This is a genomic window from Mycobacterium sp. 1274756.6 (assembly GCF_001668625.1).
GTDB lineage: Bacteria > Actinomycetota > Actinomycetes > Mycobacteriales > Mycobacteriaceae > Mycobacterium.
In genome coordinates this window covers 17,149-38,625 of record NZ_LZLJ01000027.1, presented here as the reverse complement: position 1 = coordinate 38,625, position 21,477 = coordinate 17,149, and the positions used below count along the sequence as shown (strand labels likewise).

18 protein-coding genes are annotated in these 21,477 nt (G+C 72.4%); 8 read left to right on the top strand and 10 right to left on the bottom strand.

Annotated features, from left to right (window positions below; genetic code table 11):
• Positions 1 to 236 precede the first annotated feature (236 nt).
• Together imuA' and A5643_RS03880 are read left to right on the top strand one after the other, a co-directional pair.
• The gene (imuA', locus tag A5643_RS03885; protein WP_066852140.1) at positions 237 to 944 is read left to right on the top strand and encodes a DnaE2-dependent mutagenesis accessory factor ImuA'; all 708 of its coding nucleotides are present in this window, start codon (positions 237 to 239) and stop codon (positions 942 to 944) included.
• 49 nt (positions 945 to 993) lie between these two features.
• A complete protein-coding gene (locus A5643_RS03880; protein WP_066852138.1) occupies positions 994 to 2,520 on the top strand; it encodes a DNA polymerase Y family protein in 1,527 nt (508 codons plus the stop codon).
• Here the strand turns inward: A5643_RS03880 and A5643_RS03875 are convergent.
• The 4 genes from A5643_RS03875 to A5643_RS03860 are packed head-to-tail and all read right to left on the bottom strand — an operon-like array spanning position 2,511 to position 7,023.
• Complete coding sequence (locus A5643_RS03875) at positions 2,511 to 3,488, bottom strand: nucleoside hydrolase (RefSeq protein WP_286143631.1); 978 nt, start codon at positions 3,486 to 3,488, stop codon at positions 2,511 to 2,513. The genes A5643_RS03880 and A5643_RS03875 overlap by 10 nt on opposite strands.
• Positions 3,475 to 4,230 (bottom strand): YggS family pyridoxal phosphate-dependent enzyme, encoded by a 756-nt coding sequence (locus A5643_RS03870; protein WP_066852136.1) that lies wholly within the window; start codon positions 4,228 to 4,230, stop codon positions 3,475 to 3,477. The genes A5643_RS03875 and A5643_RS03870 overlap by 14 nt, the downstream gene beginning before the upstream one ends.
• 16 nt (positions 4,231 to 4,246) lie before the next feature.
• Entirely contained in the window at positions 4,247 to 6,277 is a 2,031-nt protein-coding gene (locus A5643_RS03865; RefSeq protein WP_066852134.1) for an SDR family oxidoreductase, read from the bottom strand.
• 38 nt (positions 6,278 to 6,315) lie between these two features.
• Positions 6,316 to 7,023, bottom strand: coding sequence for a histidine phosphatase family protein (locus tag A5643_RS03860; protein ID WP_066852132.1), 708 nt, complete (start codon positions 7,021 to 7,023; stop codon positions 6,316 to 6,318).
• A gap of 86 nt (positions 7,024 to 7,109) precedes the next feature.
• Here A5643_RS03860 and A5643_RS03855 point away from each other — a divergent pair, with 86 nt between their 5' ends.
• The 3 genes from A5643_RS03855 (at position 7,110) to brnA (ending at position 8,558) form a co-directional block, all read left to right on the top strand.
• Complete coding sequence (locus A5643_RS03855) at positions 7,110 to 7,979, top strand: MaoC/PaaZ C-terminal domain-containing protein (protein WP_066852129.1); 870 nt, start codon at positions 7,110 to 7,112, stop codon at positions 7,977 to 7,979.
• A gap of 88 nt (positions 7,980 to 8,067) precedes the next feature.
• The gene (locus A5643_RS17635; protein ID WP_197497634.1) at positions 8,068 to 8,325 is read left to right on the top strand and encodes a BrnT family toxin; all 258 of its coding nucleotides are present in this window, start codon (positions 8,068 to 8,070) and stop codon (positions 8,323 to 8,325) included.
• Positions 8,322 to 8,558 carry a type II toxin-antitoxin system BrnA family antitoxin gene (gene brnA, locus A5643_RS03850; RefSeq protein ID WP_066852128.1) on the top strand — a complete coding sequence of 79 codons (237 nt, stop codon included), beginning with the start codon at positions 8,322 to 8,324 and terminating at the stop codon, positions 8,556 to 8,558. Before A5643_RS17635 ends, brnA begins: the two co-directional genes overlap by 4 nt.
• A gap of 48 nt (positions 8,559 to 8,606) precedes the next feature.
• Here brnA and A5643_RS03845 read toward each other — a convergent pair whose 3' ends face one another.
• The gene (locus tag A5643_RS03845) at positions 8,607 to 10,655 is read right to left on the bottom strand and encodes a CocE/NonD family hydrolase (RefSeq protein WP_066852127.1); all 2,049 of its coding nucleotides are present in this window, start codon (positions 10,653 to 10,655) and stop codon (positions 8,607 to 8,609) included.
• A 39-nt stretch (positions 10,656 to 10,694) separates the two neighbouring features.
• The gene (locus A5643_RS03840; protein ID WP_066852125.1) at positions 10,695 to 11,999 is read right to left on the bottom strand and encodes an ATP-grasp domain-containing protein; all 1,305 of its coding nucleotides are present in this window, start codon (positions 11,997 to 11,999) and stop codon (positions 10,695 to 10,697) included.
• Between the two features lie 78 nt (positions 12,000 to 12,077).
• Here A5643_RS03840 and A5643_RS03835 point away from each other — a divergent pair, with 78 nt between their 5' ends.
• A complete protein-coding gene (locus A5643_RS03835; RefSeq protein ID WP_066852123.1) occupies positions 12,078 to 12,983 on the top strand; it encodes an alpha/beta hydrolase fold domain-containing protein in 906 nt (301 codons plus the stop codon).
• A 16-nt stretch (positions 12,984 to 12,999) separates the two neighbouring features.
• On the opposite strand, the gene A5643_RS03830 is transcribed toward A5643_RS03835, so the two are convergent.
• Positions 13,000 to 13,206, bottom strand: coding sequence for a hypothetical protein (locus tag A5643_RS03830; RefSeq protein WP_066852122.1), 207 nt, complete (start codon positions 13,204 to 13,206; stop codon positions 13,000 to 13,002).
• 84 nt (positions 13,207 to 13,290) lie between these two features.
• Positions 13,291 to 14,502: a trehalose-phosphatase gene (gene otsB / locus A5643_RS03825; RefSeq protein WP_066852171.1), complete on the bottom strand. Its 1,212-nt coding sequence runs from the start codon at positions 14,500 to 14,502 to the stop codon at positions 13,291 to 13,293.
• A gap of 139 nt (positions 14,503 to 14,641) precedes the next feature.
• Between otsB and A5643_RS03820 the strand changes: the two genes are divergently transcribed.
• The gene (locus A5643_RS03820; protein WP_066852120.1) at positions 14,642 to 15,529 is read left to right on the top strand and encodes a universal stress protein; all 888 of its coding nucleotides are present in this window, start codon (positions 14,642 to 14,644) and stop codon (positions 15,527 to 15,529) included.
• 13 nt (positions 15,530 to 15,542) lie between these two features.
• On the opposite strand, the gene A5643_RS03815 is transcribed toward A5643_RS03820, so the two are convergent.
• Together A5643_RS03815 and A5643_RS03810 are read right to left on the bottom strand one after the other, a co-directional pair.
• Positions 15,543 to 16,832: a D-arabinono-1,4-lactone oxidase gene (locus tag A5643_RS03815; RefSeq protein WP_066852118.1), complete on the bottom strand. Its 1,290-nt coding sequence runs from the start codon at positions 16,830 to 16,832 to the stop codon at positions 15,543 to 15,545.
• Positions 16,829 to 18,049 carry an amino acid deaminase/aldolase gene (locus A5643_RS03810; protein ID WP_066852116.1) on the bottom strand — a complete coding sequence of 407 codons (1,221 nt, stop codon included), beginning with the start codon at positions 18,047 to 18,049 and terminating at the stop codon, positions 16,829 to 16,831. Before A5643_RS03810 ends, A5643_RS03815 begins: the two co-directional genes overlap by 4 nt.
• A gap of 69 nt (positions 18,050 to 18,118) precedes the next feature.
• Between A5643_RS03810 and A5643_RS03805 the strand changes: the two genes are divergently transcribed.
• Positions 18,119 to 21,376: an error-prone DNA polymerase gene (locus A5643_RS03805; protein WP_066852114.1), complete on the top strand. Its 3,258-nt coding sequence runs from the start codon at positions 18,119 to 18,121 to the stop codon at positions 21,374 to 21,376.
• The last annotated feature ends 101 nt before the right edge of the window (positions 21,377 to 21,477 follow it).

The window sequence follows — 21,477 nt, the reverse complement described above, 5'->3', positions numbered from 1 at the left end:
CCCGGGCCGGCGCGAGCCCGCTGACGGGTGCGGTAGCGCCGCCGGACCGGTGGCGCGGAGCGGCGCTACCGGTGCGTTTTCCGGGAGCAAATTTCCCGCTTTTTTCGAAACTCGTGGGGCCGCTGAGTCGGGTGATACGGCAGCGAAAGCATCGGGTTGACGGTGTCGGTGGGCCGGTGTTTACTCGCCTGTATCGAACACACATTCGATTGATTTGAGTGCTCTGGAGGTGGGGGATGACGGCGGCGGCTGCCCTGAACCGACACCAGCCAACCCGCGCTGACCAGCTCCGCGAGCTGCGCCAACGGATGGCCGCGATCACCGGCAAGGCGACCGGCGGCCGGGCCGGCGCCGCGCCGCAGGCGGAGGTGCTGCCGGCCTCGGGGGGCGTGCTGGCGGTGCCGGAACTGCTGGCCGAGACACTGCCCGCCGGGCTGCCGCGCGGGGTGGTGGCGGTGCTGGGCGGGGCGCGGTCGTTGCCGGTGAGCATGGTGGCCGCGGCGACGGCCGCCGGTGCGCACGCGGCCATCGTCGGCCAGCCGGACATCGGGCTGCTGGCGGCCGCGGAGATGGGAGCGGATCTGAGCCGGCTGGCGGTGATCCCCGACCCCGGCGCCGATCCGGTGGAGATCGCCGCGGTGCTCATCGACGGCATGGACCTGGTGGTGCTCGGCCTGGGCGGGGTCACCGTGCCCCCGGCCCGGGCGCGGGTGGTGGCCGCCCGGGCCCGCAGCCGCGGTTGCACCCTGCTGGTCAGCGGCGGGGACTGGCCGGAGGCGACGCTGCGGCTGACCGCCCGGGTCTGCGGCTACGACACCGCCGGGGCGGGGGAGCGGGCCCGGCCCGGCTGCGGGCGCATCGGCGCGGTGCGCCTCGCGGTTCGGGGCGCGGGCCGCGGCCGCACCGGTGCGGGGATCGGCGTGGCCACCGCCGCGGCGGGCTGAGGTCTGTGGGGGAGGCGACGTGGGTTCGCGGGTACTGGCGTTGTGGTGCATGGATTGGCCGGCGGTCGCGGCCGCCGCCGCGGCGGGGCTGGCCGCGGCCGCGCCGGTCGCGGTCACCCTGGCCAACCGGGTGATCGTCTGTTCGGCGGCGGCCCGCGCCGCCGGGGTGCGCCGCGGCCTGCGCCGCCGGGAGGCCTCGGCGCGGTGCCCGGCGCTGCACGTGGTGGCCGCCGACACCGACCGCGACGCCCGCCACTTCGAGGCGGTGATCGCGGCGGTCGACGATCTGGTGCCCCGCGCCGAACTGTTGCGGCCGGGCTTGCTGGTGCTGCCGGTGCGCGGCGCCGCCCGGTTCTTCGGCTCCGAGCAGCAGGCCGGTGAGCGGCTGGTCGACGCGGTGGCCGCCGCCGGGGTGGAATGCCAGGTCGGCATCGCCGATCAGTTGGCGACCGCCGTCTTCGCCGCCCGGACCGGTGCGGTGGTGGCAGCGGGTGGCGACGCGGAGTTCCTGGCCGGGTTGTCGATCCGGCAGCTGAGCGCCGAACCCAGCCTGGCCGGCGCGGGCCGCGACCAGCTGGTGGACCTGTTGTGGCGGATGGGGATTCGCACCATCGGGCGGTTCGCCGCGGTCTCGCGCACCGACGTGGCCTCCCGGTTCGGCGCCGACGCGATCACCGCCCACCGGTTCGCCTGCGGCGAGCCGCAGCGCGGCCCGGCCGGACGCGAACCGCCACCGGAACTCGACGCCGTGCTGGACTGCGACCCGCCGCTGGAGCGGGTCGACGCCGCCGCCTTCGCCGGGCGCTCCCTGGCCGCCGCCCTGCACCGGGCGCTGGCCGGGGCCGGGGTGGGCTGCACCAGGCTGGAGATCCGGGCCCGCACCGCCGACGGGGACGAGCTGAGCCGGGTCTGGCGCTGCGCCGACCCGCTGACCGAGGACGCCACCGCCGACCGGGTGCGCTGGCAGCTCGACGGCTGGCTGACCAGACGGCGGGTGGCGCCGGTGACCCAGCTGCGCCTGCAGCCGGTCGAGGTGATCTCCGCCGAGGCGCTGCAGCTGCCGCTGTGGGGCGGGGTCGGGGAGGAGGACCGGCTGCGCGCCTGCCGGGCGCTGGTGCGGGTCCAGGGGCTGCTCGGCCCGGAGGCGGTGCAGGTGCCGGTGCTCTCCGGGGGCCGCGGGCCGGGCGAGCGCATCACGCTGACCCCGCTGGGCGATGAGCCGGTGCCGCACGCCGACCCCGGCCAGCCCTGGCCCGGCCGGCTGCCCGAGCCGGCGCCGACGGTGCTGCTCGACGACCCGGTGGAGCTGGTCGACCGCCACGGCAACCCGGTGCGGGTGACCAGCCGGGGCCTGTTCTCCGCCGACCCGGCCCGGCTGATCGCCCGCGGCCGCGACGACCCGCTGCGCTGGTGGGCCGGGCCGTGGCCGGTGGACGAACGCTGGTGGGACCCGCAGCGCAGCGCCGGGCGCACCGCCCGCGCCCAGGTGCTGCTGGAGCGCCGCGCGGAGCCGGGTCCCGCGCTGCTGCTCTGCTACCGGCAGCGCCGCTGGTATCTGGAGGGGAGCTATGAGTAGGTCAGCCGGGCGGCGAACTCCCCGACCCGGCGCACGAACCGGGCGAAGAACACCGTCGGATCGACCTGCACCCCGATCCGGGCGTTGGCGGCGCGGCCGCACCGCCCGGACCAGTCGACCGCCGTGACCCCGCGCCGCTCGGTGTCGGCCAGCTCGACGGCCACCGTCGCCGGCCGGGTGACGATCAGCGCCGGATCCAGCGCCACCGCCGCAGCCAGCGGGTCGTGCAGGTGGGCCAGATAGCCGTACCCGCGGTCGCGGTGGGCCTCGAAGTAGAACCGCATGGCGTCCTCGAGCACCGCCAACAGCGGGTTGGTCGGCGCGCCGGCCACCTCGGCCAGCTGGGCGAAATGCGCTGGCGTCATGGTGATCTGCGCGGTCAACTCCAGCCCGCACAGGATCGGCGGGGCCACCGGCGCCCACGCGGCGAGCACCTCGTCGGCCGCCTCCGGGTCCACGCTGAGGTTCCACTCGGCCGCCGCGGGCGGCTCGCCGGGACGGCCGTAGGCCCCGCCCATGACGACCAGCCGGTGCAGCAGACGCGGCAGCTCGGGTTCGGCGCGCACCGCCAGCGCCAGGTTGGTCAGCGGGCCGGTGACCACCCCGATCAGCCGGCCCGGATGGGTGTGGGCGGCGCGCACCCAGGCGGTGGCGGCGTCGTGGCCGGTGAGCGGTGTCGCCGCGGCCGGCAGGCGCGCATAGCCCAGCCCGCTCGCGCCGTGGGCCGCGCCGGTGGGCAACGGCCCGGCCAGCGGACCCTGCGCGCCGCGGGACACCGGGACGTCCGCCCCGCAGAACGCCAGCAGGTCGAGGTTGTTGCGGCACACCTGATCCACCGCCACGTTGCCCGCGGTGGCGGCGACCCCGACCAGGTCGGCTTCCGCGCTGGCCAGCAGGTACACCAGCGCCATCGCGTCGTCGACGCCGGTGTCGGCGTCGAGGAACACCGGCTGGCTACCCGCGGGCACCGCCGCGTTCCGGCCAGTAGTAGGAGTCCGGGTACGGGCGCGGCCCGAAGATCGCGGTGCCGATGCGCACCTGGGTGGCGCCTTCGGCGATCGCCAGCGGGAAGTCCCCGCTCATGCCCATCGACAGCTCGGGCAGGTCGTGACCGTCGGCGGCCGCGCGGTCGCGCAACTCGCGCAGCCGGCGGAAACAGGCCCGCACGGTGTCGGGATCGGCGGTGTGCACCGCCAACGTCATCAAGCCGCGCACCCGCAGACTGGGGTACTCGCCGAGCTGCTCGAGGAAGGCCGGCAGCTGCTCGGGCGGCAGCCCGTACTTGCTGGGCTCGTCGGAGGTCTTCACCTGCACCAGCACGTCGATGGCGCGGCCCTCCCGCTGCAGCCGACGATCCAGTGCCGCAGCCAGTTTCGGCCGATCCAACGACTGCACCTCGCTGGCCAGCCGGGCCACCAGGTTGGCCTTGTTGGTCTGCAGGTGCCCGATCATCACCCAGTCGATGGCGCAGTCGGCCAGCGGTTCGGCCTTCTCCCGGATCTCCTGAACCTTGTTCTCGCCGAAGCGGTGCAGCCCCAGCGCCACCGCGTCGCGGATCACCGGCGGACCGAAGGTCTTGCTCACCGGCAGGATTCGCACCTCGGCCGGGTCGCGGCCGGCAGACCGGCAGGCCTCGGCGACCCGGTCACGGACCCGGTTCCAGCGCTGCTCCAGTGTCTCGTCGGTGTCGTGCTCCGCCGACCGCGCCATTCGATCGCCTCCCGGCTCACCAATGTACGCCGGGCACCATCCGCACCACCTGCTTGACCGGTCGCGGTGCGCGCATCCGGGAGACCGCCCGCACCGGCCGTTTCGGGCGCCGGCGCACCGGCGGGCGCGGCGGGTCGACCGGTCGCGGTTCCTCCCCGCGGGCCGCCGGCGAATCGGGGTAGCCCAGGTAGAGCTGGTGGAGGATCCGCCGGGTCAGCCGCGGGGTGAAGTAGTGGCCGAGTTCGGCCAGCGTCCCCGACGGGGTGTCGATCCGGGCGGGCTTGTCGACCAGCGCGCGCACCACCATCGCGGCCGCGTGCTCCGCGCTGATCGGGGGCACCGGGTTGAGCCGGCGCGACGGGGCGATCATCGGGGTGGCCACCAGCGGCATGTGGATGTTGGTGAACGTGATGTGGTCGGAGAGCGTCTCGGTCGAGACCACCTCGGCGAACGCGTCCAGCGCCGCCTTGCTCGGCAGGTAGGCACTGTATTTGGGGCTGCGGGCCAACACCCCGGCGCTGGAGACGTTGACCACGTGGCCGAATCGCCGCTCCCGCCAGTGCGGCAGCAGCGCCAGGGTCATGCGCACCGCGCCGAAGTAGTTCACCGCCATCACCCGCTCGTAGTCGTGCATGCGGTCGGTGGCATTGACCACCGAGCGGCGGATCGAACGCCCGGCGTTGTTGACCAGATAGTCGACGTGGTCGAAGCGGCCCAGGATGTCTTTGATCGTGGTCTCCACCGAGGCGGCGTCGGTGACATCGCAGCTGAACGCATGCGCCCGGCCGCCGGCCGCGCGGATCTCGCCGACCAGCTCGTCGAGCGCCGCGCCGTCGCGGGCCAGGGCGAACACGGTGGCGCCGCGCTCGGCGACCGCGATCGCCGCGGCGCGCCCGATGCCGCTGGAGGCGCCGGTGATGATCACGTGCCGGCCCACCAGCGGCCCGCCGGGGTCGTCGCGGCGCGCCCGGTCGGGGTTGAGATGGGCGGCCCAGTACCGCCACAGCGCCGGTGCGTAGTCACCGAACGCCGGGACCGTCAGGTCGGCGTGCCCGGCCCGGCGCAGCGCGGCCCGGGTCGCCTCGGCGATGAAGGTCGGCCGCAGGCTGACCACGTCGAGCACCTCCGGCGGGATGCCCAGCTGGGTGGCGACCATGTTGCGCCACACCTTGGCCCGGCCGCGCACCTGCAGCACCGGTGCGGCCACCACCGCGGGCAGCCGGCCGCGCAGCGGCGGCAGCCCGGCCGCCTTGGCCACCCCGCGGTAGATGTCACGCAGACTCACCGTCGCCGGCGCGGTCAGGTGGAAGGTCCGCCCGTCCCAGGAGTCCGGGCCGTCGCGCAGCAACGCGACCAGAGCGTCGACGACGTAGTCGACCGGCACGATGTTGGTGCGCCCGACATCGGGCAGCAGCACCGGGGTCAGCGTGGGCAGCGCGGCCAGCCGGGCCAGCATCGGGAAGAAGTAGTAGGGCCCGTCGATCTTGTCCATCTCACCGGTGCGCGAGTCGCCGACCACCACCGCGGGGCGGTAGATGCGGTAGCGCAGGCCGGGGGCCGACCGGACCGCCAGTTCGGCTTGGAACTTGGTCTGGTGATACGGGGTGGGCAACTCCTGGCCGACGTCGAGGTCGTCCTCGGTGAACTCGCCGCGGAAGGTGCCGGCCACCGCGATCGAGGACACGTGGTGCAGGGTCGCGTCCAGCCGTCGGGCCAGCGCGATCACCGCCTCGGTGCCCGCGACATTGGTGCGCTGCTGGTCGGTGGCCTCAGCGGTGATGTCATAGATCGCCGCGCAGTGCACCACGTGGTCGACGGCACCCAGCTCGGTGACGGCGGCGTCGGTCAGGCCCAGGTCGGCGGCGGCGAGGTCCCCGACCAGGGCGTGGACCCGCTCGTCCCAGTGGTCGCGAACGAGTTGTTCGAAGCGGCTCAGCGACGGCCGGCGCACCAGGACCCAGATGCGGGCCTGCGGATCGGTCTGGAGCAGTCGGGCCACGACCCGCCGGCCAATAAACCCGGTACCGCCGGTAACGACATAGCGCATGGGGACATGGTGGTCGCTGCCCGCGGGAAGGTCAATAGTCAGCTGAAGTCGCGGACGCCGTCCCAATCGATCAGTTTCCAGCCGGTGATCGGGTTGCCGGTGATCACCACCCGGCCCATGTTGGGCAACGGGTGGCGGGTCACCAGATCGCTCGCCGGATTGCTGACGTTCATCAACGTCCAGACCGCGATCGCGATCCCGTGGGAGAACGCCACCGGTTTGGCGTCGCCGCGCACGTAGATCTTGCGCACCGCCGCCCGGAACGCGTCGTCGAACTCGTTGCCGTTCACCGAGCCGGGGATCGTGGCGTCGCGGTCACTGTCCAGCCAGGCCAGCGGCGCCAGCAGGTAGGTCGCCTGCGCGACGGTGTCCGACCGGCCCTCGAACCAGCCGGCGTCGATCTCGTTGAGGCCGGGCAGCACCTCGACCTGGCGGCCCAGCGCCGCCGACAGCGGATCGGCGGTCTGCTGGGACCGCAGCATCGCCGAGGCGTAGATGCCGTCGTAGCCGTTGTCGACCAGCTGACGGGCGCCCTCCAGCGCCTGCTCCATCCCCTTCTCCGACAGCGACGGCCCCGGCACCGTGGTGTCGATGATCTGGGCGGCGTTGGCCTCGGACTCGGCGTGCCGGATGAACGTCAGGGTGATGTTGCGGGGATGGTTGCCCGACGAGCAGCCACTGAGCAATCCCACCGCGACGAGCAGCGCGGCGATCCCGCGGAGGCTCCGACGGCCGGGTTCACGCATCTGATTCGACCTCCCGGGTAGCGTTCGGTTGACACGCTACCCAGCGCGAGACCGCTATGAACAGCTTTTGACCGGGAGGTTTGCTCATGCCGATCGATCCGAACGCCATCGGGGCCACCGCCGAGCCGACGCTGACGAAGTGGTCCGAGCGCGACACCATGCTCTACGCGCTCGGGGTCGGCGCCGGCGTCGACGACCTGGCGTTCACCACCGAGAACAGCCACGACATCCCCCAGCAGGTGCTGCCCACCTACGCGGTCATCTGCTGCATCGGTTTCGGCGCGGTCGGCAAGATCGGCGAGTTCGACTTCAGCAAGCTTCTGCACGGCTCCCAGCAGATCCGGTTGTTCGCGCCGCTGCCGCCGTCCGGCCGGCTCAGCGTGGTCTCCGAGGTCGCCGACATCCAGGACAAGGGCGAGGGCAAGAACGCGATCGTGGTGATGCGGGCCCGCGGCAGCGATCCCGACACCGGCGAGGTGCTGGTGGAGACGCTGGCCACCGCGGTCATCCGCGGCGCGGGCGGCTTCGGCGGGCAGCCCGGGCAGCGGCCGGCCGCACCGGAGTTCCCCGACCGCGAGCCCGACGCCCGGATCGCCTACCCCACCCGGGAGGACCAGGCGCTGCTCTACCGGCTCTCCGGGGACCGCAACCCGCTGCACAGCGACCCCTGGTTCGCCCAGACGTTGGCCGGGTTCCCCAAACCGATCCTGCACGGGCTGTGCACCTACGGGTTCGCCGGTCGCGCCCTGGTCGCCGAACTCGGCGGCGGCGACGCGACCAAGGTCACCGCGATCGACGCCCGGTTCACCTCGCCCGTGTTCCCCGGCGAGACGCTGACCACCTCGATCTGGCGCACCGAGTCCGGCCGCGCGGTCTTCCGCACCGAGGCGTCCGGCGCCGACGGCGGGGAGGCCCGGGTGGTGCTCGACGACGGGGCCGCGGAGTACACGCCGTAGCGCCCCGGCACTGGCGTCTGGGCGACTCATGGCCGCAGTCAAGTGGGCCGGTGCCGCATTGTGAGTAATTACGGTATGGTTTTTATACATGCCAGAGTTTGAGTTCGACCCGGGCAAAAGCGCGGCGAACCAAACCAAACACGGGATCGACTTCGTGGCGGCGCAGAACATTTGGCGCGACCTCCGCCGCATCGAGGTTCCGGCGCGAACGAGCGATGAGTCGAAGTGGATGGTGATTGGCAGAATCGCTGACCGATGTTGGTCGGCGGTCGTTACCTACCGCGACGACCGGGTTGCGCATCATCTCGGTGCGGCGGTCCCGAGACGAAGAGGTGGCGATCTATGAAAGCTAGCGATTTCGCTGAACGGTTCGATGCCGGTCAGGACGTGAGTGCCCGGCTCGACACTGCGCGGGCGCGGCGTCCCGGTGAGGAACCTCGACGGGTCAATGTCGATTTTCCGGCCTGGATGATCGCAGAACTTGACCGGGAAGCCACCCGACTCGGCGTCACCCGCCAGTCGCTGATCAAGGTGTGGATCGCCGAGAAACTCGACCGAGGCGATCCGCCCGCCGCGTAGCGACAGCGCACACTCCCGAGGACCGCCCAAGCTGCCTAGCGCCGCCCCTCAGACCAGATCGCGCGGTATCTCGCGCGTCCAACTCTGCGCATACACCCGCCGTCGGCCGTGCCGGGCGTCGGTCTCGTAGGCGTCGAGTTGCGCGGTGACCACGAAATCCGTCTCGGTACAGGTCAATACCGTCACCGTGGCGACCTCCACATCCCAGTCGTCGCGCCGCAGGCCGCGCAGGGTGCGGGTTTCGCCGCGCACCGAGGTCGGGTCGTTGCCGCAGAAGCTGAACCACTCGGTGGTGTTGGACCGCACCGCCGTGTCGGTCTCGTCGATGACGAACTCGCCGTGATCGTCGGCGATCTCCAGGGTCGTCATGCCGCTGGCCAGATCTCGGGTGATCCGCCAGTGATGCTCGCCGGTCGCCAGCGGTGTCACCGCCAGCGGCGGCGCCGCCTCCGGCGGGCCGAACGCGGGCAGCGCCGCGTCGGCGTCGTCGCGGCGCGGACGCACCGGCACGTGGAGGCTGCAGCGGCCGGTGAACAGGGTGAGGGTCGCCGCCTCGGGGGCCGGCCACACCAGCGGGAAGTACGAACTCGACACCGACAGTCGCAGCCGGTGACCGGCGGGAAACACCTGCGCCATCCCGTTGAGCGGTACCTGCACCCGATACCGCTGCCCGGGGGTCAGCGGCTGCGGGTCGGCGCTGCCGTCCCGGTGGGTCAGGTTGAGCAGGCCGTAGGTGACCCGGGTCGCCTCGCCGTCGGGTGCGACGTCGGAGAGTCGCGCGGCGACCATGGCGACCGGTTTGTCGGCGGTGATCTCCAGGTCCAGTTCGGGCAGGCCGAGCACCTCGAGCGGCTCGGTGAGCGGCTCGGTGTCGAAGACCAGCGCGCCGCCGTCGCTGTCGCGCTGATCGGTCGGCAGGTCCGGGGTGGCCGCATACGACGCCCACTTGCCGCCGGAAAGACCCACGCTCAGTGGGGAGTTGATGGTCAACGACCGCTCCGGCGTCTGCTCCGCATCCGGTCGCTCCGCCAGCCCGCGGGGGGTGAGGGTGTAGCGGAGGTCGTCGGTGTGCGGGCTGGGCCAGCCGGGCACCCCCACCCAGCGGCCCGGGCGTTCCGCGTAAGTGGGGTGGGGCGCCACGCTGTCCTGCATCCAGGCGCGCAGCATCGGCTCGTCCATGACCCCGTTGTCGATGCCCTTGAGCCAGTGATCCCACCAGCGCACCACCTCCTGCAGGAAGCCGATCGCCGGTCCCGGCACGCCCAGATGCGGATACTTGTGGCCCCACGGGCCGATCAGTCCCTTGCGCGGCACCTCGAGATGCTGCAGCAGCCGGAAGATCGCGTTGGTGTAGCCGTCCGCCCAGCCGCCGACCGCCAGCACCGGACACTGCAGCGCCGAGTAGTCCTCATCGACCGACGCGCGTTTCCAGTACTCGTCGCGATGCTGATGCTCCAGCCACTTCTCCACCCATAACCCGCTGCCGTCCAACCGTTCCAGCCACATCTGGCGCCAGCGGTCACCGACGATCTCGGGATCGGGCGGCAAACTGTTGTTGGCGAACATCACCGTCGCCTCCGACAGGTTGTCCGAGAGCAGGCAGCCGCCCATGTAGTGCATGTTGTCGACGTAGAGGTCGTCGGTGGCCGAGGCGCTGATGATCGCCTTGAGCGCGGGCGGCCGGCGCGCCGCCACGTGCAGGCTGTTGAAACCGCCCCAGGAGATGCCCATCATCCCGACATTGCCGTCACACCAGGGCTGTTCGGCGATCCAGGCGATGACGTCACAGCCGTCGTCCTGCTCGGCGGGCAGGTATTCGTCGGTCAGCAGCCCGTCGGAGTCGCCGCTGCCGCGCATGTCCACCCGCACGCAGGCGTAGCCGTGGCCGGCCAGATACGGGTGGTTGAGGGTGTCGCGCTCCCGGGTGCCGTCGCGTTTGCGGTACGGCAGATACTCCAGCACGGCCGGAACCGGACGCTGCTCCGCGTCGCGGGGCAGCCAGATGCGGGCCGCCAGCCGGCAGCCGTCGGCCATGGTGATGAAGACGTTCTCGATCGTCTGGACGTCGTGCGGAAACGATGTCACCGCGGTGGGCATCGGAACCTCCTTTCTCCCCTGCGCACCGGGCGGGATCGGTCAGGTGTTCGCCGTGTCGGTGATCGTGAACGGCAGCAGTTTCTGGGCGCGGTCGAAGTTTTCGGCGAGTTCCTCGGAGTCCGCCGCCCCCATGTATAGGGTGGCCAGCGCGTACCGGTAGGGATCCTGGTTGGGCAGTTCGGACAGCCGGTCACCGGGCGCTACGGCGAGTTCGACGATGGTGTCCGGGTAGTGTTCGGCGACCTTGGCGATGTCGGCATCGGCGGGCACCGCCTCGACCACCCCGTCGCCGCGATGGCCCATCGTGCATTTGGCGGCGGCGCCGAACCGGCCCGCGCGCGCACCGGGGCGGGGCCGGTTGCCCAGCGCGATGTCGATCGCGTACTCGTGGTTGGACATCCCGTCGACCTTGGCGAACAGGTTGCTGTGCGACTGGGAGATACGGGTGTTGATCTCGATCAGCCACAGCTGGTCGCTGTCGGGATCCCACATGAACTCGACGTTGAAGCAGCCGTTGTCGAATCCGGTGTGGCGCATGAGCCGTTCGGTCACGTCGATCATCCGCTGCTGCACCGGTTCGCTCACCGAAGCGGCCGGATAGTCAAGGCGGTCGAAGCTGTGGCCGTCGGCGGTCTTGTGCATGTCGACCAAGCCGTGCACCAGGAACTCACCGCGATACATCGACCCTTCCGGTGCGGCCTGGATACCGTCGATGATCTCCTCGGCCAGACACCAGGTCCCGGTCACCTTCGCGACCTCGTCGGGCAACTCCACCATGGCCAGCGCCTCGTCGAAGGCCTCGCCGTACCGGCCGATGTCCGCCCGGATCTCGCCGAGCGCCCGGGTGAACTCCTCGGCGTTGTGGATCTCGAAACCGAGTTGGGAGGAATGCGATTTGATCGGTTTGATCCAGAACGGGAAGTCCAGCTCGCCGGAGTCCAGGACGGCGTCCAACGCGTCGTCGTCGAACGGGTCGAAGGCGGCGAAGCCGGGCACGCAGTCGGGCGCCGCCGCGCGCTGCATCAGCCGGGACCAGTATTTGTGTTCGCAGGCGAGCACACTGCGCAGGCTCGGGGAGGGGATGTCGTACTCCGCGGCGAGGACGGGCCCGAGCACGCTGGTGGGAAAGTCCCAGTGCGCGATGATCGCGTCGACGCTGCCGTCGAAGCCGGCGAGTTCGGCCCGGGCGTCGTCGAGCAGGGGCGCCAACTCGTAGTGCTCGGTGGCGATGAGCCGGTCGTGGTCGAGCAGGCCGTGGAAGCGCAGGTCCTGCGCGTCGGCCACGGTGTCGAGCTCACCGCGCTGGCGCTCGCTGAGACCGAGCACGAAAATATTGCGGGGCATGCGCGCAGGGGTGCCCGGTTTGCGGGCCGACAAACGACTCGATGTTGGGACGAACCGAAACCGGGGTACTCGGGGTGCATGGTGTCTTTTGCCGCCCGTCGCGAGATGGCGTCGCTGCGCGCCAGCCACAGCAAACGGTTCTACGCCGATCCGGGCACCATGCGGGCCAAGTTGGCGAAGCATCAACACCCCCGCAAGACGCGGCCGCCGCGGTGGGCGCGGCGCGGGGTGCGGTTCGACGCCGAACTGGTCGGCGGGGTGCGCTGCTACATTTTCGCGCCGCGCTCGGATAACGGGGCCACCCACCGCATCGTGCACTTCCACGGCGGCGGCTTCGTCGAGGAGCCCGAAGCCCATCACTGGCGGTTCATGCGGTGGCTGGTGCGGCACACCGGCGCCATGGTCGTCTTCCCGATCTATCCGCTGTGCCCGACCGCCGAGCATCAACGCATCCGGGCCTGCATCCACGCCGTCTACGACCGGTTCCTCGCCGACTACGACGGCCCGCACTTCGTCTTCGGCGATTCGGCCGGCGGCGCCCTCACCCTCGACCTGGTCGACACGCTGCGCACCGATCGGCAGCGGCTGCCGACCGGGTTGGGGCTGTTCTCACCCTGGCTGGATTTGGGGGTCAGCGATCCGCGCTCGGAGAAGATCGACCCCGCCGACCCCGAACTCGGCGTCGCCGGGCTGCGGCAGGCCGGGCACTGGTACGCCGGGCCGGAACCGCTCGACAACCCCGCGATCAGCCCGGTCTACCAGGATCTGGCCGGGTTCCCGCCGATGGCGGTCTTCACCGGCACCCGCGACATCCTCAACCCGGACGCCCACCGGGTCGCCGACGCCGGCAGCCGGCGCGGGGTGCGGGTGGACGTCCACGAGTACGACGGCATGTTTCACAACTGGGTGATGCAGAAGATCCCCGAGGGGGCCCGGGCGCGCACCGAGGTGGCCCGCTTCCTCGAGCAGACCCGCGACAGCTGAGCCGCGCTCGGGGGTTCTACTCGTCGCGGGCCATGCGCAGCGCGGTGGCCATCCCGTCGATCCAGACCTCCAGCAGGTATTCGGTCGCCGGCGGGTGATCGGCGGGCATGAACGTCCGCATCAGCGTGCGGACCCGAGTGCGGGCCAGGTCCTGGAAGTCGGGATCCTCCAGCTCGGGGAACTCGTCGTACTCGCTGCCGATCGCCGCGTTCTCGACACTCATCGCCAACCCTTCCTCGCGCCGGACCCTCGCCGCGTGCAACCGCGCCAGCGGCGGGGTTGTTTCCGCGCGCCCTGACGGGCCGGGTCAGCGCCGGCCGGCCGGCCCGCCGGCGGCGGCGATCGCTGCCGCGAGCCGCTCGATGAACTGCCGGGCCCGGCGGGGACTGTCGAGCGCGAAACGCGCCGCGGTGGCCCGGTCACCGTCGTCGCCGTGGCGCACGATGATGCCCAGCCCGTCGTCGGCGACGGCGTCGAACGCGTCCTCGTCGGTGATGTCGTCGCCGAGGAAGATCGGGAACAACCGGTCGGTGCCCGCGCCGGCCATCCGGTCGGTCACCCAGCGCAGCGTGCGGCCCTTGTCCCAGTCGATGTCCGGTCGCAGTTCGATCACCTCGCGCCCGGTGGTCACCCGCAGCCCGCTGTCGCGGCCGGCGGCGCGTACCGCGGAGGTGACCTCGGCGACCCGGTCGCGGGCGGCGTTGCGGTAGTGCACCGCGACCGCGAAGGTCTTGTGCTCGACGGCGGCGCCGGGAACCTCGGCGAGCCGGTCGCGCAGGGCGCCGGCGGCGCGCTCCAGCACCGGGATCGCCTCGGCGGCGGTGTCGTTGCGGTGCCGGGCGCCGTCGGGGCCGGCCAGCTCGAAGCCGTGGCTGCCCGCGTACCACAGGTCGGGCACCCCGACCCGGTCGGTGACATCGGCCAGGTCGCGGCCGCTGAGGATCGCCACCGGGCAGACCCGGGCCAGCGCGCGCAGGGCGGCGTCGGCGCCCGGGGTGAGCGCAGCGGCGTCGGGATCGTCGACGATGTCGGACAGGGTGCCGTCGAAGTCGAAGAACACCGCCGGGGACCGGTCGGTGACCACCTCGGTCAGGTCCAGCGCCGCCATCGCGTCGGGCAGCCCCGACATGCGCCGGTCCCCGGTCCGGACGCCGATCTCGCCCAGGCCGGTGACCACCGCATCGGCGCCGCCGCGGCGCAACCCCGCCCCGTCGCCCGCCCGGTCCAGGCCGATCACCAGCGCGAACCCGCCGCGGCGGGCGGCGACGACACCGTCTTCGCTGGTCGTGAGCACCACCGCGCGATCCGGGCGCACCCGCAGCCGGTCGGCCGCGGCCTCGGGGGTGCCGTCGACGTAGACGTCGAACGCCACCGCGCCCTCGGCGGGGTGGTCCGCCAGGACGGCGGTGCCCAGCCGGGTCCGCTGCAATTCCCCCACGAGCGCCGCGAGATCGGGACCGGCCGCAGCGGGGTCGAACACCACCCCGTCGTGGCGACGCGGGTCGATGATCACCGGCACCTCATCCACCTCCTCGGCGCGCGACGCGCACCTACGACGATGCCACAACCGGCCGGCAGCCGGGATCGGCCCGCCGCGGCGTGGTATGTCTTGGGGGACAGCAGGCCGGGCCGCGGTGGCCCGGTGAGAGGAGACCGTCATGGCCGCGCCGGAAGAGCACCGAGGGATTGTGGTCGCGGTCGACGGGTCGCCGTCGGCGCGGGTGGCGGTCGACTGGGCGGCCCGCACCGCCGGGCTCCGCGGCGTGGACCTCACGCTGGTGCACGTGCTGGCCTCGCCGGTGGCGATGACCTTCCCGGAGACCCCGATGCCGCCCGGCTACGCCCAGTGGCAGGAGCAGCAGGGCCGCGAGTTCGTGCAGGCCGGGGTGGACCTCGTCGACGAGATCGAGGCCGACGCCCGACCCACCCGGGTGCGCGGCGAGATCGTCACCGGATCGGTGATCCCCACCCTGGTCGAGATGAGCAAGCACGCCACCATGCTGGTCGCCGGATCGCGCGGGCACGGCTGGCTGCGCCGCCGGCTTCTCGGCTCGGTCAGTTCCGGGCTGCTGCACCACGCGCAGTGCCCGGTGGCGGTCATCCACGACGAGGACATGCCGGCGCCCAACCCGGCGGCTGCCCCGGTGGTGGTCGGGGTCGACGGCTCCCCGGTGTCGGACGCCGCGGTCGCGCTCGCGTTCGAGGAGGCCTCGTTCCGGCGGGTGCCGCTGGTGGCGGTCAACGCCTGGACCGAGATGACCCCGGATCTGGTTCCCGGGCTGGACTTTCCGGCGATGGCCGCGGAGGCCGAGCGGGTGCTGGCCGAACAGCTGGCGGGCTGGCAGGAGCGGTACCCCGACGTCGAGATCCGCCGGGTGGTGGTCCCGGGCCGGCCGGCCGACCGGCTGCTCGAGCAGGCCGAGTCGGCGCAGCTGCTGGTGCTGGGCAGCCACGGCCGTGGCGGGTTCACCGGGATGCTGCTGGGGTCGGTGAGCGCGGCGGTGGTCCAGTCGGCGCAGACCCCGGTTGTGGTGGTGCGCCGCTGAGGATTTCGCCGGTTCAGGGCCCCAGCACCCGGCGGGTGTAGTCGTTGGCGAACACCCGGTCGGGATCCAGCCGGTCGCGCACCGCGGCGAACCGGTCCCAGTGCGGGTAGCGCTCGCGCAGGGTCGCGGCGGTCAGATAGTGGTGTTTGCCCCAGTGCGGGCGGCCGGCGTAGCCGGCCATGATCTCCTCCACGCCGCGGAAGAACCGCTCGAATTCCATGCCGCGGTACTGGTGGACCGCGAGGTAGCAGGTGTCGCGGCCGTGGGCGGTGGACAGGAACGCCTCGTCGCCGGCGGCGAACCGCACCTCCAGCGGGAACAGGATCGGCAGCCGCTGGCGGCGCACCAGGTCGATGACCGCCCGGATCGCCGCGGCGGCGTGCTCGCGGCCGATGGCGTACTCCATCTCGGTGAACTTCACCCGGCGCTCGGTGGCGTAGACCTTGTAGGCGTGGTCGCAGGTGGTGGCCGGCGACATCAGCGCGGTGATCAGCCGGTTCAATTGCGGTGCGGCGGCGGGGAACCGGCGTCCGGCCCGGCAGATCGTCTCCAGCCCGCCGTTCTCGACCGCCGCGTTGAGCCGCCGCCGCCAGCGCGGGGTGGGGGTGGGCGGCTCGGTGCTGCGCCGGGTGGTGCGGGTCAACGCGGTCCGGGTGTGGGGGAACACGAAGAACTCGAAATGGTCGTTGCCGTCGACGTATTCGTCGAGCCGGTCGAGGGTGTCGGTCAGGCTGCGCGGTTCGTCGCGCCGGTGCAGGGTGTACAGCGGCACCGTCTGCACGGTGACCTGGGAGATCACCCCCAGCGCCCCGAGCGACACCCGCGCCGCGAGGTAGTCGTCGCCGTCGGCGACATCGAGGACCTGCCCGGTGGCGGTGATCAGCCGCAGCGAGACGATCTGCGCGGACAGGTTCGGGAACGCGATCCCGGTGCCGTGGGTGGCGGTGGCCGTCGCCCCGGTGATCGACTGGGCGTCGATGTCGCCCTGGTTGGCCAGGCCCAGCCCGCAGGCGGCCAGTTGCGCCCCCAGGGCGTGCAGCGTCGCGCCGCCCTGGATGGTGACCAGGCCGGTGGTCGGGTCGGCTTCGAGCACCCGCTGCAGGCCGGTCATGTCGATCATCACGCCGTCGGTGCAGGCGCAGTCGGTGAAGGAATGTCCGCTGCCGACCGCCCGGACGGGCCGGCCGGCCTGCGCGGCGCGGGCCACGGTGTCGGCCAGCTCGGCCTCGGAGGTCGGGCGCGCCAGCGCGACCGGGGTGCAGCGCTGCTCACCGGTCCAGTTGCGCCAGCTCGTCGGGGTCACAGGAACGTCTGCCTCTCGCCGCGGTAGGTCGGGACGCAGTCGACGATCTCCGCGCCGCGGACCAGATACAGCCGGTCGAACCGCTCGCACAGCTCGCCGGCCTTGGCGTGCCGGAAATAGACGGGGTCGCCGACGCGCAGCCGCCGCGCCGGCTCCCCGTGCAGCGGGGTCTGGACCTCACCGGCCCCCTCCATCGCGTCGAGGCGAAGCCCGGGCGGCAGGTAGGGCACCGGCATCCGATCCTTGCCGCCGACCCCGCTGGCCAGATAGCCGCCGCCGAGGGCGGTCACCCCGGTCGGGGCGAACCGGCGCGCCACCGGCAGGGCGAACATCGCCGCCGGCTGCAAGGTGAACGCCGAGTAGGAGTCGAACAGCGCCGGGGCGTAGAACCCGGAGCCGGCGGTGGCCTCGGTGATGGCCGGCTCGCCGGCGACCAGCTGCAGATCGCCGGTGCCGCCGGCGTTGACGATGCGCAGATCGGCGACCTCGCGAACCAGCTCCACCGCGCGGGCGCGGCGCTCCCGCAACTCGGCGAACGAGGCGCGCTGCAGCCAGCGGATCACCCGGTTCTGCACGGGTTTTCCGGCGACGTCGTCGCCCACCCCGGCGATGTGGCCCTCGTAGCACATCAGGGCGACCAGGGTGAGGTTTCGGCGCCGGGCGATCTCCTCGGCGAGGGCGCGGGCCTGCTCGGGGGTGCGCAGCGGGGAGCGTTTGGGGCCGATCTTCAGCCCGACCCGGTGGTAGCCGGCGTCGAGGTCCAGGCCCACGCGCACCGGATGGGGGGTGGTCGCCTCGATGAGGTCGAGGTGCTCGACGCTGTCGACCATGACGATCGGCGCCCCGTCCGGGTCGGCGGCGGTGAGTTCGCCCAGGGCGCCCAGCCCCGCCCGGTCGGTGGTCGGGTAGGCCAGCAGGAGGTTGGTGAAGCCGCGCCCGGCCAGCCAGAGCGTCTCGGCCAGGGTGAAGGTCAACAGCCCGTCGAACCGGGCGTCGGCGTCGAGGATCTCGCGTTGCAGGAACCGGCAGCGCAGTGACTTGGAGGCCACCCGGATCGGTTTCGTCCCGGCCAGGGTGAGCAACCGCCCGGCGTTGCTCCACAGGGCGTCGAGGTCGACGAAGGCGAACGGCGCGTCCCGATCGGCGAAGGCGGCCTGGTAGCGCTGTAGCCGGCGGTGCGGATCCAGACCCGGCGGGGGACCGGTGACGTCGGGCACGTCGTCACCCTACTGAATCCGTTCCCCCATCACGACCGGAATCGAATGTCCGTTCGATATGATCGGGCGATGGGGTGGAGCACCGGGCCGCCGAGCTGGGCGGAGATGGAGCGGGTGTTGGACGGCAGGCCCCGCCCTGCCGCCGCGGAGCGCCCGCAGCCGCCGCCGCGGCCGGCCCGCGACCGCGCCCGGGCCCCGGGTGCGGCGGTGCCCTACGCCGAACTGCACACCCACTCGGCGTTCAGTTTCCTCGACGGGGCCGACACCCCTGAAGCCCTGGTGGCCGAGGCCGACCGGCTGGGCCTGCGCGCCATCGCGCTGACCGACCACAACGGCCTCTACGGGGTGGTCCGGTTCGCCGAAGCGGCCGCCGAAACCGGCATGGCCACCGTGTTCGGTGCGGAGCTGACACTGGGCGCGGCGGCCCGCACCGACGACCCCGACCCGCCCGGCCCGCACCTGCTGGTGTTGGCCCGCAGCCCCGAGGGCTACCGGCGGTTGTCGCGGCAACTGGCCGCGGGGCATCTGGCCGGCGGGCAGAAAGGTGAGCCGCGATTCGACCTCGACGCGCTCACCGAGGCGGCCGGCGGGCACTGGCACATCCTGACCGGCTGCCGCAAGGGGCAGGTGCGCCGCGCGCTGGCCGAGGGCGGCCCCGCCGCGGCCGAGGCGGCGCTGGCCGACCTGGTGGACCGGTTCGGGGCCGACCGGGTCGGCGTCGAACTGACCCACCACGGCCACCCGCGCGACGACGAACGCAACATGGCGCTGGCGGCGCTGGCGCCGCGCTTCGGTGTCGGGGTGGTGGCCACCACCGGGGCGCACTTCGCCGCGCCGGAGCGGGGCCGGCTGGCCATGGCGATGGGCGCCATCCGGGCCCGCCGGTCCCTGGAGACCGCCGCCGGCTGGCTGGCGCCGCTGGGCGGGGCCCACCTGCGCTCCGGGGCGGAGATGGCCCGGCTGTTCTCCTGGTGCCCGCAGGCGGTGACCGGCGCGGCCGACCTCGGCGCGCAGTGCGCGTTCCCGCTGCGGCTGATCGCGCCGCGCCTGCCGCCGTTCGACGTCCCGTCCGGACACACCGAGGACAGCTGGCTGCGGGAGCTGACCCTGGCCGGGGCCGCCGAACGCTACGGGCCGGCCTCTCCGGCGACGGCGGCGCGGGCCCACGCGCAGATCGACCACGAGCTGGCCGTCATCTCCGAGCTGGGCTTCCCGGGCTACTTCCTGGTGGTGCACGACATCGTGCGGTTCTGCCGTCGCCGCGACATCTTGTGCCAGGGCCGGGGCTCGGCGGCCAACTCGGCGGTCTGCTACGCCCTGGGCATCACCGCGGTCGACCCGATCGTCAACGAGTTGCTGTTCGAGCGGTTCCTGTCCCCGGCCCGCGACGGCCCCCCCGACATCGACATCGACATCGAATCCGACCGGCGTGAAGAGGTCATCCAGTACGTCTACGACCGCTACGGACGCGACCACGCCGCGCAGGTCGCCAACGTCATCACCTACCGGCGGCGCAGCGCGGTGCGCGACATGGCCCGGGCGCTGGGATATTCACCGGGCCAGCAGGACGCCTGGAGCAAGCAGATCGTGCGCTGGTCGGATTCCGATTTCGCCGACATCGACGGTCTGCCCCGCCAGGTCGCCGAACTCGCCGGCCAGATCGTCGGGCTGCCAAGACATCTGGGAATCCACTCCGGCGGCATGGTGATCTGCGACCGTCCGATCGCCGACGTCTGCCCGGTGGAGTGGGCCCGGATGGAGAACCGCAGCGTGCTGCAGTGGGACAAAGACGACTGTGCGGCAATCGGATTGGTCAAATTCGACCTGCTCGGGCTGGGCATGCTCTCCGCGCTGCACTACGCCCGCGACCTGGTCGCCGAACACGAGGGCATCGACGTCGACCTCGCCCGCATCGACCTCTCCGAGCCCGCGGTCTATGAGATGTTGTCCCGCGCCGACAGTGTCGGGGTGTTCCAGGTGGAATCCCGCGCCCAGATGGCGACCCTGCCGCGGCTGAGGCCGCGGGTCTTCTACGACCTGGTGGTGCAGGTGGCGCTGATCCGACCCGGCCCGATCCAGGGCGGTTCGGTGCACCCCTACATCCGGCGCCGCAACGGCCTGGACCCGGTGGTCTACGACCACCCGTCGATGATCCCGGCGCTGCGAAAGACGCTGGGGGTGCCGCTGTTCCAGGAACAGCTGATGCAGCTCGCCGTCGACTGCGCCGGGTTCTCCGCCGCCGAGGCCGATCAGCTGCGCCGGGCGATGGGCTCCAAACGCTCCACCGAGAAGATGCGCCGGCTGCGCACCCGCTTCTACGACGGCATGCGCGAGTTGCACGGCATCACCGGCGAGGTCGCCGAACGCGTCTACGAGAAGATGGAGGCCTTCGCCAACTACGGCTTCCCGGAGAGCCACGCGCTGTCCTTCGCGTCGCTGGTGTTCTACTCGGCGTGGTTCAAACTGCACCACCCGGCGGCGTTCTGCGCCGCCCTGCTGCGGGCCCAGCCGATGGGCTTCTACTCCCCGCAGTCGCTGGTCGCCGACGCCCGCAGGCACGGGGTGCCGGTGCACCGGGCCTGCGTCAACGTCAGCGCGGTGCACGCCACCTGCCAGGACGGCGGCACCGCGGTGCGGCTGGGCCTGGGCGCCATCCGCCACCTCGGCACCGAGCAGGCCGAGACGCTGGTCGCCGAGCGCACCGCCGCCGGCCCGTTCACCTCCCTGACCGACCTGACCTTCCGGGTGCAACTGTCCACCCCGCAGGTCGAGGCGCTGGCCACCGCCGGCGCCCTGGACTGTTTCGGGATCTCCCGGCGGGAGGCGCTGTGGTCGGCCGGGGCGGCGGCCGCGCAGCGACCCGACCGGCTGCCCGGGGTGGGTGCCCCGACCCACATCCCGGCGCTGCCCGGGATGAGCGACGCCGAGCTGGCCGCCGCCGACGTCTGGGCCACCGGGATCTCCCCGGACAGTTTCCCCACCCAGTTCCTGCGCGCCGACCTCGACGAGCTGGGGGTGGTGCCCGCCGAGGGGCTGCTGAGCGTCCCCGACGGCACCCGGATCCTGGTGGCCGGGGCGGTCACCCACCGGCAGCGCCCGGCCACCGCGCAGGGGGTGACGTTTCTCAACCTGGAGGACGAGACCGGGATGGTCAACGTGCTGTGCACCCCGGGGGTGTGGGCGCGGCACCGCAAACTGGCGGCCACCGCCACCGCACTGCTGGTCCGCGGCCGGGTGCAGAACGCCAGCGGGGCGGTGACCGTGCTCGCCGACCGGATGGGCCACATCCCGCTGGCGATCACCACGAAATCCCGCGACTTCCGCTGAACCGGTGCCGTAACGTCGCCCCGACGCCGAACGTGTCGCCACTGCGAAAAACTCGCCGAATCCTCGCAGGGATTACACGTTGGCGGTCGGAGGAGGGCGGG

Coding starts and splice junctions, on each gene's coding strand:
- A5643_RS03830 (WP_066852122.1), bottom strand. CDS start 13,206: ATGAGTGTCGAGAACGCGGCGATCGGCAGCGAGTACGACGAGTTCCCC.
- A5643_RS17635 (WP_197497634.1), top strand. CDS start 8,068: ATGCCAGAGTTTGAGTTCGACCCGGGCAAAAGCGCGGCGAACCAAACC.
- A5643_RS03845 (WP_066852127.1), bottom strand. CDS start 10,655: ATGCCCACCGCGGTGACATCGTTTCCGCACGACGTCCAGACGATCGAG.
- brnA (WP_066852128.1), top strand. CDS start 8,322: ATGAAAGCTAGCGATTTCGCTGAACGGTTCGATGCCGGTCAGGACGTG.
- A5643_RS03870 (WP_066852136.1), bottom strand. CDS start 4,230: ATGGCGCGGTCGGCGGAGCACGACACCGACGAGACACTGGAGCAGCGC.
- A5643_RS03805 (WP_066852114.1), top strand. CDS start 18,119: ATGGGGTGGAGCACCGGGCCGCCGAGCTGGGCGGAGATGGAGCGGGTG.
- A5643_RS03820 (WP_066852120.1), top strand. CDS start 14,642: ATGGCCGCGCCGGAAGAGCACCGAGGGATTGTGGTCGCGGTCGACGGG.
- A5643_RS03860 (WP_066852132.1), bottom strand. CDS start 7,023: ATGCGTGAACCCGGCCGTCGGAGCCTCCGCGGGATCGCCGCGCTGCTC.
- A5643_RS03835 (WP_066852123.1), top strand. CDS start 12,078: ATGGTGTCTTTTGCCGCCCGTCGCGAGATGGCGTCGCTGCGCGCCAGC.
- A5643_RS03880 (WP_066852138.1), top strand. CDS start 994: ATGGATTGGCCGGCGGTCGCGGCCGCCGCCGCGGCGGGGCTGGCCGCG.
- A5643_RS03865 (WP_066852134.1), bottom strand. CDS start 6,277: ATGCGCTATGTCGTTACCGGCGGTACCGGGTTTATTGGCCGGCGGGTC.
- imuA' (WP_066852140.1), top strand. CDS start 237: ATGACGGCGGCGGCTGCCCTGAACCGACACCAGCCAACCCGCGCTGAC.
- A5643_RS03855 (WP_066852129.1), top strand. CDS start 7,110: ATGCCGATCGATCCGAACGCCATCGGGGCCACCGCCGAGCCGACGCTG.
- A5643_RS03840 (WP_066852125.1), bottom strand. CDS start 11,999: ATGCCCCGCAATATTTTCGTGCTCGGTCTCAGCGAGCGCCAGCGCGGT.